A 15,692-nucleotide genomic window follows, 5' to 3' on the forward strand; every position below is an offset into this window, starting at 1 on the left:
TCTGACCCACCCCGAGACAGCGTAGTACATCTATTCCGGTGTGGATAACTCCTCACTGCCTGCTGCTTTTGCTGCTCTTTTTCTGGTTGCCTTCGCCTTGGCAGAACTGGACTTGAAGCGCCAGGATTCATTGCCCGTTTCGACGATGTGGCAGTGATGGGTGACGCGGTCCAGCAGCGCCGTCGTCATCTTTGCGTCCCCGAACACGGTCGCCCACTCACCGAAGCTGAGGTTGGTGGTGATCGCGACACTCGTGTGTTCATACAGCTTCGAGAGCAAGTGGAACAGCAATGCGCCACCGGTCTGGCTGAACGGCAGGTAGCCCAGTTCGTCGAGGATCACCAGGTCGACGTACATTAGCTTATGGGCGATCTGGCCTTGTTTGCCGATGGACTTCTCCTGCTCCAGTGCGTTGGTCAGCTCGACGGTCGAGAAGTAGCGCACGCGCTTGCCATGGCGCTGCACGGCCTCAATTCCGATCGCTGAGGCGAGGTGCGTTTTGCCAGTGCCGGGGCCACCGATGAACACGACGTTGTGTGCGCTTGCGAGGAACGACAGGTCACTGAGTTCTCGAACCAGCGCTTCGTCGACGTGCGCCTGCGCGAAGTCGAAGCCCTTCAGGTCGCGGTGAGCTGGGAAGCGAGCGGCGGTCATCTGATAGGCGATCGAGCGCACCTGTCGCTCCGCCGTCTCAGCCATCAGCAACTGCTTCATGAAGCGCTCCGGGTCGAACTCCGTGTGACGCGACTGCGCCAGCAACTCTGGCCAGGTGCTCGCCATGCCATGCAGTTTGAGCCCCTTGAGCTGGGCGGCGATGTCGTTAGACATGACGGTCCTCCGGTGGGTTGGCACGCAGGGTTTCGTAGCGGCTCACGTCGGCGGCCGGCTCTTCGGTAAGCTGGAGTTTCGTCGTCGCGAGGTTGGTGCTCGTGGTGGGTGCCTTCAACCGGCTCAGCACGTTCAGAACGTGCTCCCCACTAGGGCGTCCCGAGTCCAGCGCTGCCTGCACAGCAAGCAGCACGGCATCGAGTCCGTGTTCGCGCACCGCGGCGAGCACCTGCGTCATGATGCGATCACCTCCCGGGTGCTTCAGTAGGTGCCGCTGCAACTGCTGCAGCGGCTGTGGCATCGTGACGAACGGAGCACCGTTGCGCAACGCGCCGGGTTTGCGTTCGACCAGCGTGATGTAATGGCGCCAGTCGTAGAAGGTCATGTGCCGCTCGAAGCTGCGTTCGTGGCGTGCGATCTCCTGGGCGTCGGCGACGACGCTGAGATATGCCGGATAGCAGCGCACGCTCACCAGCTGGTTCGTGTACTCGGTGGGCACGCTGTAGCGGTTGCGCTGGAAGTGGATGAGGCTGGTCGACGACACCCGCAGCGTCTGCTCGACATAGCCGTCGAACGGGCGTGGATTGGGCATCAGCCTGGTGCGCTCGTCCTGCAGCACGTCCTCGACCGTCAGCTCGGGCCACTGCGGGTGCCGCATCTGCCAGGCCTGACGACACTGGCCCGCGACCCATTCGTTCAGAAGCTCCAGCGTTTCCCAGCGTCGTAGCGCGGCCTCGTGCCAGATCTGGCGGCGCCGGTCCTGCACGTTCTTCTCAACGATGCCCTTCTCCCAGCCGGCGGCACGGTTGCAGAATTCCGGCTCGAACAGGTAATGGCCGCACATTGCCTCGAAGCGGGCGTTGACCGCGCGCTCCTTGCCGCGGCCGACCTTGTCCACGGCGGTCTTCATGTTGTCGTAGATGCCGCGGCGCGGAACGCCGCCAAACGCGGCGAATGCGCGGGCGTGCGCATCGAACAGCATCTCGTGACTCTGGGTCGGATAGGCGACCAGCCAGAACGCCCGGCTGGCATTGAGCTTGACGTGGGCGACCTCCAGGCGTCGCCGCAACCCGCCGATGAAGGCGTATTCGCAGCTCCAGTCAAACTGGAATGCTTCGCCGGGTTCGAAGGCCAACGGTACATAGGCCTTCCTGCGCGGGGCTTCAGCCTGCTCCTCGTGCCAGCGTCTCACGAAGGCGCTGACGCGGCCGTAGCTGCCGGCGTAGCCCTCGCCGCGGATGGCCTCGAACATGAACCGCGCCGTGCGCCGGTCACGCTTCGGGCGATGGCTGTCCGCCCGCAGCCAGCCCGTCAGCTGCGCGGCCCACTCGTCGACGACGCTCGGGCTGACGCGCTTCGGGTACTTCGGCTCAACGGCATCCGTTTGCCGAAGCCAGCTGCGCACCGTGTTCCGGGACAGGCCCGTGCGCCTAGCAATCTCGCGCAGCGGGACCTTCTCGCGGAAATACATCCGCCTGATCTTGGCCAATATGCCCACCGTGATCACCTCTGTATCCCCTGCTCAAAGATTGAGCAGGGCATTCAATCACGTGGGTCAAAATTCGATGAAAATTACTGCCTCAGGTGGGTCAGTTCTGCGTGGACATCAACATCAGGGCATCAACCAGCGCCGTCTTCTCCCGATTCGTCAGGAGTTGCGGGTCGACGCCCAGGCCTTTTTTTATTATTTCGTTGGCCTTCTTCAGAATGTCGTGTTCGATCTGGAGCTTTCGAATGTCTCGTCGGAGTGATTCGATCTGCTGCTCCAGCGTCGCTTTCTCCGAGGTTTGCGGCGGATCGTTGCGGCGTGTCATGGCTGAAACGGCCTCCTGATCGAGTAACCGATTTCTCCAGTTGTACAGCGTTGGGCGGCTCACGCCAATCTTTTTAGCAACTTCCTCTGCGCTTTCTCGTCGAGTGCATAGATCGATGACCGCTGTCTGCCTGAGCTCTGGTGCATACCGAATACCCGACGCCTTCCCAAGAACGCGTTTCTTTCGCTCAGGATGCAGCTCGTCGAGCCAGGCGACGAGCGTTCCGCGTCCCGGATACCCCAAAGCCTTTGTCGTTGCTGCCAGACACTGGTCATGGGTCATATAGTGGTCTGTGGCCGCCTTTTTTTGTTCTGTCGAATAGCGGGGCCTCAGGCAGATACGTTCCTTCGGCAAGTCCAGACATCGCTCGTACATCTGATACCAGCGTTCGAGCGATTTCGTTGTCGGATAGCCTAGTTGACGAACGGTCGCGGTAAGGCGCTTTCCAAGCTTCAAGTAGAGCTTGACTGCTCGGATGCGTTCTTCGTATGAGTACATGGACTAGCTCCTGATAGTCCAAGAATTCCGCCGCACCCCCAAAGCGGACATTTCAATCTAGCCACTACACAATTTGACGTTGATAATTCACGTTATGTAAAATCAGTTTTGTTCGGCTCGAGATGGGGCGCGCCGATCACGGCAGCCTGCATCCCCGGCATCTTGTTGAGCTGCGGGATCTGCGCAATACCTGTACAAGGCACTACACGGCCAAGTTGCGTCAAGCGAATGCTTTCCAACTCGTACGCGCTCGACTCCGTACTGAAGCTCAAATGTCGATGTCGCGAATCACTCTCACCCTGACCCCGCCACGAGCGCGAACTTCCGGAAGCGTCGGCTCTTTGACCACTCGTCTCAAGCTTCCCGTGCCTGTTTTTTCCAGAATGCGATCGCCTTCCTCGAACGCCGTTATTTCGCTGTTGCACGATATCTCGATCTTCAGGCCGTTGTTCGGTGCGCCTGCGTAGGCCAGCAACAATGAATTTTCCTTGCGCCCGCAATAGAGTCGAGTATCGGAGAACCATTCTTCCAAATATCCGATATCGGCCAGGGTTGATTTGATCGCGTCAATCGTGATTTCACTGTTGAAATTTTCATAATGCGCAGTCAAATCCAGTGTTGTTCGCTCGTATAGGAATGCGCGCTGATACAAAAAAGACGGCAGATTTCCGCATAAAATATCACCAGGAAGGCCGTCATTCAAAAAGACGACGGGTGGATTGACGGAGTCCTGCTCCACCCACAATCCTATTCCTTCAAATACATCGCCAGTCGCAAATGGAATGCAACGTTCGAATTTTATGCCAGGGATATCTTCACGCAGGTCTTGGCAGTAGGTGGTGACTGTTCTTGCTCGAGAGTCGGCACGTAGCCTGTTGAGCAAGCCGCCGTCACTATCTCCCAGATGCATCAGGTATGCGCGATGCGCGGCCGGCAACCTTTCACCAATAACGTCCTCAAGAGCCGAGATCTCGCTTTCCCTGGCTGCCTTTATTGCGACGCCATATTCTGAATCGAATCGAGAAATATAGGCGATCAGTTCATTGATCCAGTTGTTGTCGTCCATTAATGCCACACCTCTCGGGAAGTTCTTCTGGCAAATCGATTGATAACTCCCTCATTCAAGCTGCAATTGTCGCACGGTTCCATCTGGGTTGGCTCGAAAACGCCTTCCTTATCCTTGTATCGTTGCGGAACCTCTTGCTTGCCCGGATGATTTTCGTCGAGGGGCCATTGATTTTCATTGTATGGTCCGTTGACATTATCGAAGCCCGTGATTTTGCTGTTTGTCTGGTGAGCTGCAGCGGCGGCTCGCGGTTCCGCACAGTTGTCCTTGGCTATTCCTCCAGGCCTCTCAGGAGAGGATCCCAAATGGTTCGTATTCATCGGTTCGGTTGACGCGGAAACTCGCCAGGTACCCGGACTGTCCCGATTGAGATGGTCCTGGATTCGTGCGGCGTCTTCATTTGAAAATTTTTGCCCAGACAAGCCGACCGACCGGGTTCCATCCTGGTGCGTATAGACCGCGATCGACCCGGGCATCTTTCTCTTGGACACACCTGTATCCAGAAGCGCGTCATACACCTGCAGGCAGGCATCGTGAGCTTCTTTGGTTCGCGCCGGGTATTTGTTCTTTGCGCCCCTTTTAATCTTTGGCGGGTCCGCGTGATGTAGCTCCGTCGATTCGGCCTCCCCTCCACGGGCATCACGACCCTTGGGAGCGGGGTCGTTGGTTTGGGCATGCCGCGCGTGCAGTCCAAGTACGTCAACCAGGACAAGGGGATTTGCCGGATAGGCATAGAGATTGATACCACCTGCCTGCCCCATTGGATCGGATTGAAGGTATCGACCCAGTGTCGGGCTATAAGATCGGAATCGGTTGTAGTGCAGTCCGGTTTCTCTATCGAACCAATGTCCCGGCCATCGAAGATCGTATTCAATCGAGTGCCCATCGGCGACCCGGATCGTGCCGTATGGATCAAGATCGTCGGCTCGCCAGACCTCATTCTGGCGTTCGTCTTCGATCCATTCCGGGAGGCCCGCCTGGTTGCAGAATACGAAGTAAGCGCGGCCCGTCTCGGGGGCAGCATCGACGTTCGGGTAGTCGACGAACATGAAAGGAAGGAGTGCCACCTCGTTGACGTAGACGTAGATTCGCACTGCGCCTGTGGGACCGATTTCGGCCGCCAGCCGATCGTTGTCCCAGTAATACGAAGTCCGCTGGTCGCGAACGGTCGTTTCCACACGCCGGCAAAGCCCGTCGTATGCAGCAGTCCATGAATGCGGCCTGTCACTCCACTCCACCCTGACCAACAGGTCCATTCCGTCGTAGTGGTACGTTTGCCGCCGTCCGTCACCCGTTAAATGTTCGGCAAGATGGTTGCGATCGTTATAGCGAAAGATGCCGGACGACGCGGTGGAGAGACGATTGCCTTCCGAATAGCGCATCCATGAGCAAGTCGGCATCGATAGCACGTTCCCGCCGGGATCGTATGCAAATTGACGGCTGGGCCACCCATCGCGCCTCTCGCCAATCAGGCGGTGTGCCGCATCGTAGTAGAAATCGATGACACCGCTCCTGCCGTCAATTGTGCGCAGAAGCTCCCCCGTTTCGCTATATTGGTAACTCGCATGATTCTTCCTGACTGAACAGGCCTCCGGCCAGATCAGTCTTCCCGTACATCGACCCGCGGCGTCAAAGGTATAGGCCGAATTCGTGCCGTTGCCCAACTGCACGAGCATCTTCGTATCGGCTTCGCGAGATACATGATGGATGCCCCCGGTCGGCGTAATGATTCGCTTCCGGCCTGAACCGACCATTTCGTAGCGGACCTGGAATTTTCCCAGGTAAGTGGTTCGCGAAAGACCGTCTTCCCCATAGATATGCTCGATACCCATGCCGTCGCGTTTATCGGAGGTTCGGCGATGCTCATCATCGAACGTCCGCGTAACATCGAATCGGTCGGTCGACGCTATCGTGTCGTTGCCGAACGCATCGTAGCCGTAGAAATGCGTCTCTCCAGTCGAAAGCAGCCGTTTGCTGTACAGGCCATCATTCCCCACCTGCAGTCGAAGCAGCGTGTTACCGGCACCGTCGCGTTTTTCGATCAGCCGGTCGCCGGCATCATAGACATAGGTCTCGCGCAGTGTGCCGTGACGCACGACGCTTGTGATACGGTTCTTGAAATCGTACGTGTATGCACTTTCGTTGCCATTCGGGTCGACGATCGTGGAAATTCTACGATTCGGTGAATAGCGAAAGGACGTGGTCGATCCCATCGGATTTGTTTCACTGCCGCGGAGATGCCACGACGCGGCCGAATATCGATATGTTCCACCGCCGGGGTCGTGCCGGGCTTTCAACATACCGGTGGCATCATGTTCGAAGCGTTCGACGTGGCCATGCGGATCGGTACGCTGAACCAATCGCCCCATCGCGTCATGCCGCTCTCCCGGCGGATCTTCGGACGTTGCGAAAACCGACGTTATTTGCCAACCGTCGTAGTCGAGATCGGGCGGCAATAATATGCTGCCGGCGGTACTGATCGTCTCCTCTTCTCCCCAGTGCAATCCGATCGTGGTATCGGGAACTTGGTGAGCCAATGAGTTCGGCAAATTCGGTGCGTCGTCCTTGGGCGGGACGATATTTCCCCAATGGTCCATTCGACCGACGTTGTGCCCGCTGGCGTCATAGAGCCAGCGCAGCACGCGGCCACCTGAGTCCGTTTCCCTGACAACGCTTCCGTAACGGTCCAGGTGGTATTCCGTTGCTCCTCCATACGGATCTACGACGCGGGTAATCGTCCCTGCTTCGTTACAAAGAATCGTCCACTTCCCGCCGTTGCCCTCGGTGACGATCGTTCTTCCAGGGTGGTACTGGAATCGTACATGCCACATGCCGTCCTGCCCGGTGCTTTCAACGCATCGGCCGCTACTGTCGTATCGGTATGAAAACGCGTACCCGTTTGCGTCCACGAGTCGCGCGATTCGCAAATTCTCCTCGTACTCGTATGTCGAAACGGCCCCGAGAGCATCGTGGGAACGTATCAGGCAGTCGCGTTCGTCATATTCGTATCGTGCAATCTGCTTGCTTGATCCGTCGATGTCTATCAGATCGACACGGACGATTCTTTCGAAGTCGCCGTATTTGAATGCAATGACACGCCGGGTTTGATCGTGCTCGTGAAATTGTTCGATTGTTTTCAGGAGACCGTTCTCACCCCGGTGCAGGATGCTATGTACGTTGTTGAAGACGTGCTTGATGCAATGGGCAGCCGATTCCGTTTCCTTCTTGAATTCGACATCGCCAGCGTCTCGATGTCGAACGATAAAACGTAGATCGTCCAGTTGCTCAAGTTTGTAGCCTTGGGCATGGCTGCGGTAATTTCCGTCGCTCCTTTTGTCGAAGTGGTGTTCAGTTCCATCGGGGTTCACGTAGATAATTCTAGTTCGGAGAATGTGAAGCTCGTGTTGCCACGAGTGACGAAATCCACGCCCAAGCGTTTGAATGTGCCCGTGCTTGCCACTGCTGTAATATCGAGCCCATCGGAACTGCATCGCCCCCTTGGTTTCGTAATCGACGAAGTCGTTTCGCACATCCCCGGTCACGGGATTGATCGGCTCACCTCGAAACTCGCATTTCAATTCCTGAGGCCGCTTTGGCAACTTGGGCTCGACTCTTTTCCCGACCCCATGCTTCGCCCCATGCCACATCACCTGCGAGTCCGGTAGCGGAAACCCGCCGATCAACACCGTCGGATTCCCCAGCAGCAACGTCCCCATACTCGGCTCGACACCGGGATCCTTGCCCATCAGATTGCTCAGCATCATGAACACGAGATCCGCGGCCGTCTGCGCAGCCATCATTGCCGCCGCGGCGATCTCCCCTTGCGATGCGTCTTCGGCCGCAGTCGCCCCCCCCGACGCCGGCCCGACTGCCGCGTTACCGACCGACCACGCCTTCCCTGCCCGCCCAAACGCTTTCGCCCGGCCGGTCACCTGCGCCGCCTCACTCGCGACCTCTTCGCTTTTCCCGGCAGCACTCGCCGCTTCACCACCCGACTTCCCGACATGCCCCATCGGGTTGCAGTGCCGCGTCATATCGATTCCCATGCGCGCGGCACGCATTCCGCCGATGAACGTATTGCTCGATCCCGTCTGAATATCGAAGTAAGGCGTCAATCCGCCGCAAGTCGGTGCATAGCCGATATCCAGCACACGGGCGGCCGGAATACCGCCGATCAACACGCTCAAACAACCGCTGCCGATCGTCAGGCCGACACTGGGCAACGGAAAGCCGTTGCTTGGCGGATGAGCATGCGCATGCGGCGTGCCGAGGTGGGGAACGCCGATCGTCGCCGCCGGCATCCCCGGCATTTTGTCGAGCAGCGGAATCTGCGCAATACCGGTGTTGAGCAACTGCGACGGCATACCCTGTACGGAGGCAAGCGCATTCACCGCCTCGCTGACATGGTGGAGTGCGCCGCCTTCCGACGAGAACGTCTGCTTGAACGGATCGAAGGTTGACTTGACCGTTCCGAGCAGCGAATCGCACGCGGTATCCGTCTTCGATTCAGACGAAACGGTATGGCTCTCGGCGGGTTCGGACGCACGCGTCAAACGGCTTGCCGTTTCACTCATGGTCTTACTCCCTCGTATCCAGCCGTCGCGTCGCGTATGCCCGGTGCTATGGCTTCCCGCAACCGGGCCATGTACCGCGGATCCTTTTCCAACTCATACGCCCTCGCCTCGGTTTTCAGTCCGGCGTTTCCATAAAGCGATACGAGTCGATCAAGGAGGCTGATGCGCTGCCGTTCGCAGCCGAACTGCTCGCACAATCCCTTCGCGGCGATCCAGCTTTTCGCGGCTTCGGCTGCTTGCCCACATGCCAGCAACGCGATACCGCCCTTCTCCATTGCCTCGATCTTCGTATGCACGAGCATCAGCCTGCCGGCCGCATCGCTTGCCAGACCGAAATAAGTCGCCGCCTTCGCATGTTCGCCAAGCTGGTTGAAACAGCCACCTGTCGCCATCAGCGCGTTGAGCACGACCAGCAAATTCCGGCCATCGAGTGCTGCAGGCAGTGCACGCAGGTACCAGTCCTTCGCATCGCGCGGCGATCCGTGGCGCAATGCGACGTCGCCCAAGCCATGCAACGCGACAGCGCAACCTGTCGAATCCTTCCGCTCCGCATGAAATGAAAAGAGCGCGTAGTACTTGCGCTGCGCATCGGGCAGCCTGCCGTGCGCAAGGTCGATCCCGGCGATCTGCATCAGGGCACCCATGCGCTGCTCGATCGGATGAGCGGCATCATTCGCGATGTCGACCAGATGGCGGGTTGCCTTCTCTGACGAGAAATCGACCGGAAGAATCAGCACATGCTCGGCCTTTCTGTCGCGCGCAAGCGGAATCAGGCACGGATGTTTCCGGTCATCGCGGATACAAAACCGATGCCCTTCCATCCATTCCTCAAAACCGTTCAGCGCCAGGCATTGCAGCACCAGCTTCGCGAACCCGCCGAAATCGCCAAGCGGCGATGGCAACCATGCCCAGACGACCTTGGTGCCTTCCGGCATCAGCGTGCGGACGTGCATGACGGCATCGCGCAGTCGCATCACCGGCGCGCGCCTCGGGTCGATACAGGTCAGTGGCAACGGCAGCCATCCTGTTTCGCCACGCCCGATGCGCGCGCTGCTCGCTTCGTCGATCTGACGTGCAAGCGCCTCCATGCATGTCTGCAAATACGCATCGGCAGAGTCGCAAGGAAACGGAAAATTTAGGAAAACGGCATCACCAACACGCTCGTCGAGCGACTGCATCATCTTCAGAACCGGCACGACATCGTTGTCGGTTGCCTCGATCAACAGCGTCGGATCGTCGGGCTGATCGACGAACGCTTCGATCGACGATTCGATGGCGGAGAATTCACGATGCATGACGTCAGGCCGCCTCTCAGTTCAGGCGAACGTACCGGCTGCGCACGACGGTGTCCGCTTCGGTCCGGATATCGACACCGCCTCGCCCGCCCTCCAGTTCGAGCGTCTGTGCACTCAACCGCAGCTTGCCGGCGACTTCGATGTTCACGTTCCGGTTCAGCAGCGTCACGACAGGCCCGTCCGGCGATGCCCGTACCTGCAGCAGCGGGCAGCCCGATGCATCCGCGATCTGTACGCACTTGTCGGCTTCGAGCGAAAGCGCCATCGCGGGCTCGACCACCGGTTCGACCGGTTCACCATGCCCTTTTCGCGTCAGCAGCCCGGCGATCAGGTACTCGGGCCAGTTCGCCGGCGATTGCAAGAGCACGCGATCGCCGATTCGCGGTTTCATGCCATCCACACAGTCGAGCCAGCGTTCGTATGTGGCGTCGTCCTGCGATGTCCACTTCACGCGAATGAGCCCCATCGCGTCGGGATGGTGCGTATCGGTCACTTCGCCGATCATCGTCGACGATTCGCGGCGGTCGGCAGGTGGCGTGCGATCCGGTGTCGGATCGTTGGCGAACAACCGGCGCAATGCCTCGACCGTTTCCGCTTCGAGCGTTTCATCAACCATCATCTGATCCGATTCGTTTTCCATCGAATGTCTCCCATGCTTCGAATGCAATCGGGCAGCCGGCAGGCTGCCGGTCGAAATCAATTGATGTGGGCAATCGTTCCCTGGATCGTCACGCCCGATCCGTCGAGCGTGATGGATCCGCCGCCGGTCGACAGGACAATCCTCGTCGCGGTGACATTGACGGTGCAACTGGCCTTGCCGTTGTCGATGTTGACCGTCGGCGCCTGTAGATTGGCGGTCGACTTTCCGGAAAGATTGAGATCGTTTTCGCCGTAAATCGTTACGCCCGGTGCATAGCCCGCAATGTTGACGCCCTTGCCGTATCCGGCGATGGCCACACCGCCACCCTGGCCGTTGATCCCGACACCGGTATCGCCTCCGGTTCCGCCGATGGAGACGCCGATGTTGTCCTTGTTGATCGACACGCCACTCTTTCCTGAACCCATGTCGATGTACTGGCCCGCTGCCAGTGACGAGACTTTGGCGACGTCAACGGAATGGTTTCCCGTATTGACCTTCGTCGCATACGACCCGGTGCCGACGACATGCGTGCTGTTTCCCTCGACGAAAACGTCATGCGTGCCGGCAACCACGGCCAGGTTGTGATTCCCCTTCGTCACCGTATGCGAACTGTTCCCGTCGACCGACACGCTGCGATTCCCCGTCACCCCATGCGTCTCGTTCGCGCCGATCTGCGCGACCCGGTTCTGCCCGATATTGACCGTCTCGTTCTGCCCCACACGCCTCTGCCGGTTGTTCTTTACCTGCATCGTCTCGTCGTTCCCGACCGTATGCATATGGTTGTTCCCCACCGACAGCGTGTGATCGGCCTCCGTCTCCGCATCGAAATTCCGTTCCGCATGCATCCACAGCTGCTCGGCGCCCTTCTTGTCCTCGAACCGGAACGCATTCGCGTGCTCGGTTGTCCCGCCTGGCGACGACCTCGACAGCAACCCGCTCTGCGTCGCACTCCCCGGCAGCCCCCACGGCGGCATCTTCTCGCCGTTGTAAACCCGTCCGGTCACGATCGGCTCATCCGGATCGCCATTCAGGAAATCGACGACGACCTCGTCGCCTGCGCGAGGAACCTGCACGCCCCCGAACCCACCGCCGGCCCACGGGCTCGACACCCGCACCCAGCACGAAGAATCCTGATTGCTTTGCCCGTACCGGTCCCAGCGAAACTGCAGCTTCACGCGCCCGTACTGATCGGTCCAGATTTCCTCGCCCGGCGGCCCGACGACGGTTGCCGTTTGCGGCCCGTTGGTCCGTGGCCGCGGCGTATCGCGCGGCGACCGGTAAGGCAGGCTCGACGGTTGCACGAGCATCATCGTCTGATGCACGACGGCCTCCGCGCCCTGGTCGCTCGCATACGCGTTCTCCTGAAACCGGTACTGGCACCGCACGATCAGGTATTCACGGTTCTGGTCCGCACGCGGGCAATGCGCAAGTGTGAACAGGTACCCCGGCGCGGCACCGCGCGCGTCGGTATCCGCACTCGCCCGCTCGTGCTCGGCCTGCTGTTCCTCGAGCCGCACGCGGCTGTAATGCGCACCGGGCGCATCGTCGCGATACCCGCCCGGCCATTCGAACGACGCGAAGCTGTCGTGATCGTGGCCGCGCGGATCGACCTTCTGTGAAGAAAGATCGGCGCGCGGCTTCGTGTAGTCGTAGTCGGTGGTCTGGTGCTTGCCGACGCTCACCGCCTGCGCGGGCAGCCAGCCGTCGATGTGTTCCTCGTCGGCGATCGCCGTACGGTCACGCGCGATGTACGGAATCGTCTCGTAACCGGGCAGCGCCGCATGCGACGACATCGCGTCGCCGAGCATCAGCGTATGCGTGTCGTCGGCGTGCCTGAACCAGTAATAGATACCCTCGAACTCCATCAGCCGCGACACGAACGCGGCGTCGGTCTCGTTGTATTGCACGCAAAACTCACGCGGCACGTACGATTCGACGAGATGGTTTTCAATCGGAAATCCGTACGTCGACAGCACGTCCTGCACGATCTCGGGCACGGTCTTGTTCTGGAAGATCCGGCAATCGGAGCGGCGCGTCGCGAGCCACAGCCACGGGCGCACGATCAGCTCGTAGCCGTAGTACCGCTCGGCACGCCGGCCGGCCAGCGAGGCGCGCGCAACGATGCCGTTGAGATAGCGCGTCGACTGGTCCTGCTGCTCGATCCGCACCGTCACGGGCTTGCCGAGCATGTCCTTCAGCGACAGGCTGTGGCTGTCGGCGAGCGCCTCGATCCGGAATTCGAACAGCCGGCCGAGTTCGTCGCTGCCGTCGAGCGTGTGAAATTTCAGGTCGTCGCCGTGCGGGCTGTCGAGGGTGAATACGCGATTCACGTCATGGCCTCCTCGTCGAACCGGTAAGCGAATTCGCCGTCGGCAGCGCTCACCTCGATCGACGCCAGCGCGCGCGCTTCGAGCGTGGCCTGCAGGATCGCGCGGCTGATGCGAGGCATCACGGTGTGCGTGAGAATCGCGTCGACCATGCGGCCGCCGGATTCAATGGTCCGGCAGCGTTCGACGATCAGCGCGGTCGCCGCGTCGGTGCACCGCAGCCGGATGCCGTGATGCGCGTCGATCCGCTGCTCGATCCGCCGCAACTGCAACGCGACGATGCGCGCGAGCGTCGCGTCGGTGAGCGGGTAGTACGGCACGACGGTGAGCCGGCCGAGCAAGGCGGCCGGGAACACGTCGAGCAGCGGCGCGCGCAGCGCATCGGCAAGCGTCTGCACGTCGGGCAGGCGCTCGGGGTCGCGGCACAGCGCCATCATGCGATCGGCGCCGACGTTCGACGTCAGCAGGATCACGGTGTGCCGGAAATCGATGTCGCGCCCCTCGCCGTCCTCCATCCAGCCTTTGTCGAACACCTGGAAGAAAATCTCGTGCACGTCGCGGTGCGCCTTCTCGATCTCGTCGAGCAGCACGACGCTGTACGGCCGGCGGCGCACGGCCTCGGTCAGCACCCCGCCCTGCCCGTAGCCGACATAGCCGGGAGGCGCGCCTTTCAGCGTCGACACCGTGTGTGCTTCCTGAAACTCGCTCATGTTGATCGTGATCGCGTTGTGCTCGCCGCCGTACAACGTGTCGGCCAGCGCGAGCGCGGTCTCGGTCTTGCCGACGCCGGACGGGCCGCACAGCAGGAACACGCCGTGCGGTTTGGTCGGATCGTCGAGCTTCGCGCGCGCGGTCTGGATCCGTTCGGCGATCAGTTCGACCGCATGGCGCTGGCCGACGACGCGTTCGCCGAGCGTATCGGCGAGCTTCAGCACGGCCTGCGTTTCGTCGCGCACCATCCGGCCGAGCGGAATGCCGGTCCAGTCGGCGACGACGGCCGCCACGGCGTGCGTGTCGACGGCGGGCAGCACGAGCGGCGCATCGCCCTGCAGGTCCGCTAGCGCCTGCTGGGCGGCGGCGAGACGGGCTTGCGCGGCGGCGCGGGCGTCCGCATCGAGCGCATGCGACGAACCATCGTCGAGCAACAAGGCACGCGATTCGTCGATCGACGCCAGTGCATCGCGCTCGGTTTGCCAGCGTGCGTCGAGCCGGTCGAGTTCCGCCTGCGCAGCCGAAATCTCGGTGTCGATCGCATCGCGCCGTGCGGCATCGCCGGTGCCGAGCGCGCACTCGCGCCCGATCCGCGCTCGTTCGACACGCAGGCTGTCGATGCGGCGGCGCGCATCCTCGATCGGCGCGGGCACCGCGTGCTGGCTGACGGCAACGCGCGCACAGGCCGTATCGAGCAGGCTGATCGCCTTGTCGGGCAACCGCCGCGCGGGGATGTACCGGTGCGACAGCGTGACGGCCGCCTGCAGCGCATCGTCGAGCACGAGCACGCGGTGATGCGCCTCGAGCTTCGCGGCCAGGCCGCGCAACATCGTCAGCGCGGCCGCTTCTTCCGGTTCATGCACGTGGACGAGCTGGAAACGCCGCGTCAGCGCGGGATCCTTCTCGATGTACTGCTTGTACTCGGACCATGTGGTCGCGCCGATCGTGCGCAGCAGGCCGCGCGCGAGCGCGGGCTTCAGCAGGTTCGCGGCATCGCCGGTGCCGGCTGCGCCGCCCGCGCCGACGAGCGTATGCACTTCGTCGATGAACAGGATCGCCGGCCGCTCGGACGACATCGCTTCGTCGATCACGCCGCGCAGCCGGCTCTCGAACTCGCCCTTCACGCTCGCGCCGGCCTGCAGCAGCCCGATGTCGAGCAGGTACAGCGCGACGCCGCGCAGCGAAGGCGGCACGTCGCCGGCCGCAATCCGCAGCGCGAAGCCTTCCGCGACGGCCGTCTTGCCGACGCCGGCCTCGCCGACCAGCAGCGGGTTGTTCTGCCGGCGCCGCAGCAGGATGTCGACGATCTGGCGAATCTCGGCGTCGCGGCCGACGACGGGATCGATCTCGCCGGCCCGTGCGCGCGCGGTCAGGTCGACGGCGAAGCGAGCGAGCGCGGCGCCTTCGGCGGCGGTCGCGCCTTGCAACGCCGTGTCGTCATCCTGCGAAGCCGGTTGCGCCTCCGGCGAACCTTCGACGATCGACGCCAGCTCGTCGGCGAGCACGTCGGGCACGATGCGCTCGAATTCGCGCGTGATCGCCACCAGCACGTTGCGCAACTGCGGCGTCTTCAGGATCGCGAGCAGCAGCACCGCGCCGCGAATGCGCGTCGCGTCGTATCTGAGCGTCGCATAGACCCACGCGCGCTCGACCGCGTCGTCGATGTGCACCGACAGGTCCGACACCGAGCCCGCGCCGCGCGGCAGCTTGTCGAGCGCGGCGACGAGCCCGCGGTCGATCACGGCTTCGTCGATCCCGAAGCGGCGCAGCACGCGCTGCAGGTCGCCGTCCGGCCGCTGCAACATCTGCTTGAACCAGTGCGCGAGTTCGACGTACGGGTTGCCGCGCAGCCGGCAGAACCCGGTCGCCTGCTCGAGCGTTTCGTAGAGGAACGGGTTCAGTTTCCCGAACAGGTTGACGCGGCCGATATCGGACATGA

General features: G+C 61.3%; 8 protein-coding genes and 1 pseudogene. All 9 read right to left on the reverse strand.

The genetic code is table 11. The features are described from left to right. Window positions 1-30: 30 nt before the first annotated feature. Window positions 31-828, reverse strand: a complete 798-nt coding sequence (istB, locus tag ACWMMN_RS24110) for an IS21-like element helper ATPase IstB (protein ID WP_175223704.1) — start codon at window positions 826-828, stop codon at window positions 31-33. Beyond that, entirely contained in the window at window positions 821-2,299 is a 1,479-nt protein-coding gene (gene istA / locus ACWMMN_RS24115) for an IS21 family transposase (protein ID WP_233621336.1), read from the reverse strand. Before istA ends, istB begins: the two co-directional genes overlap by 8 nt. Before the next feature lie 142 nt (window positions 2,300-2,441). After that, window positions 2,442-3,140, reverse strand: a pseudogene (locus ACWMMN_RS24120) (transposase); the annotation flags it as partial. Between the two features lie 268 nt (window positions 3,141-3,408). Further along, window positions 3,409-4,206, reverse strand: a complete 798-nt coding sequence (locus ACWMMN_RS24125; RefSeq protein WP_486424059.1) for an SMI1/KNR4 family protein — start codon at window positions 4,204-4,206, stop codon at window positions 3,409-3,411. Continuing rightward, entirely contained in the window at window positions 4,206-8,780 is a 4,575-nt protein-coding gene (locus ACWMMN_RS24130; protein ID WP_486424060.1) for an RHS repeat-associated core domain-containing protein, read from the reverse strand. Before ACWMMN_RS24130 ends, ACWMMN_RS24125 begins: the two co-directional genes overlap by 1 nt. Next, window positions 8,777-10,075, reverse strand: a complete 1,299-nt coding sequence (locus ACWMMN_RS24135) for a hypothetical protein (RefSeq protein ID WP_486424061.1) — start codon at window positions 10,073-10,075, stop codon at window positions 8,777-8,779. The genes ACWMMN_RS24130 and ACWMMN_RS24135 overlap by 4 nt, the downstream gene beginning before the upstream one ends. Window positions 10,076-10,091: 16 nt before the next feature. After that, a complete protein-coding gene (locus ACWMMN_RS24140) occupies window positions 10,092-10,715 on the reverse strand; it encodes a hypothetical protein (protein ID WP_256086376.1) in 624 nt (207 codons plus the stop codon). Window positions 10,716-10,771: 56 nt separating this feature from the next. Further along, a complete protein-coding gene (locus ACWMMN_RS24145; protein ID WP_338083551.1) occupies window positions 10,772-13,045 on the reverse strand; it encodes a type VI secretion system Vgr family protein in 2,274 nt (757 codons plus the stop codon). Then, on the reverse strand, window positions 13,042-15,690 hold the full coding sequence (gene tssH / locus ACWMMN_RS24150) for a type VI secretion system ATPase TssH (protein WP_486424062.1): 2,649 nt from the start codon (window positions 15,688-15,690) through the stop codon (window positions 13,042-13,044). The genes ACWMMN_RS24145 and tssH overlap by 4 nt, the downstream gene beginning before the upstream one ends. Between the last annotated feature and the right edge of the window lie 2 nt (window positions 15,691-15,692).

Source organism: Burkholderia cepacia complex sp. TUM26381 (genome assembly GCF_057439935.1).

What these genes read in the sequence shown, in the direction of transcription:
- istB (WP_175223704.1), bottom strand. Translation starts at nt 828, where the DNA reads ATGTCTAACGACATCGCCGCCCAGCTCAAGGGGCTCAAACTGCATGGC.
- istA (WP_233621336.1), bottom strand. Translation starts at nt 2,299, where the DNA reads ATGTATTTCCGCGAGAAGGTCCCGCTGCGCGAGATTGCTAGGCGCACG.
- ACWMMN_RS24125 (WP_486424059.1), bottom strand. Translation starts at nt 4,206, where the DNA reads ATGGACGACAACAACTGGATCAATGAACTGATCGCCTATATTTCTCGA.
- ACWMMN_RS24130 (WP_486424060.1), bottom strand. Translation starts at nt 8,780, where the DNA reads ATGAGTGAAACGGCAAGCCGTTTGACGCGTGCGTCCGAACCCGCCGAG.
- ACWMMN_RS24135 (WP_486424061.1), bottom strand. Translation starts at nt 10,075, where the DNA reads ATGCATCGTGAATTCTCCGCCATCGAATCGTCGATCGAAGCGTTCGTC.
- ACWMMN_RS24140 (WP_256086376.1), bottom strand. Translation starts at nt 10,715, where the DNA reads ATGGAAAACGAATCGGATCAGATGATGGTTGATGAAACGCTCGAAGCG.
- tssH (WP_486424062.1), bottom strand. Translation starts at nt 15,690, where the DNA reads ATGTCCGATATCGGCCGCGTCAACCTGTTCGGGAAACTGAACCCGTTC.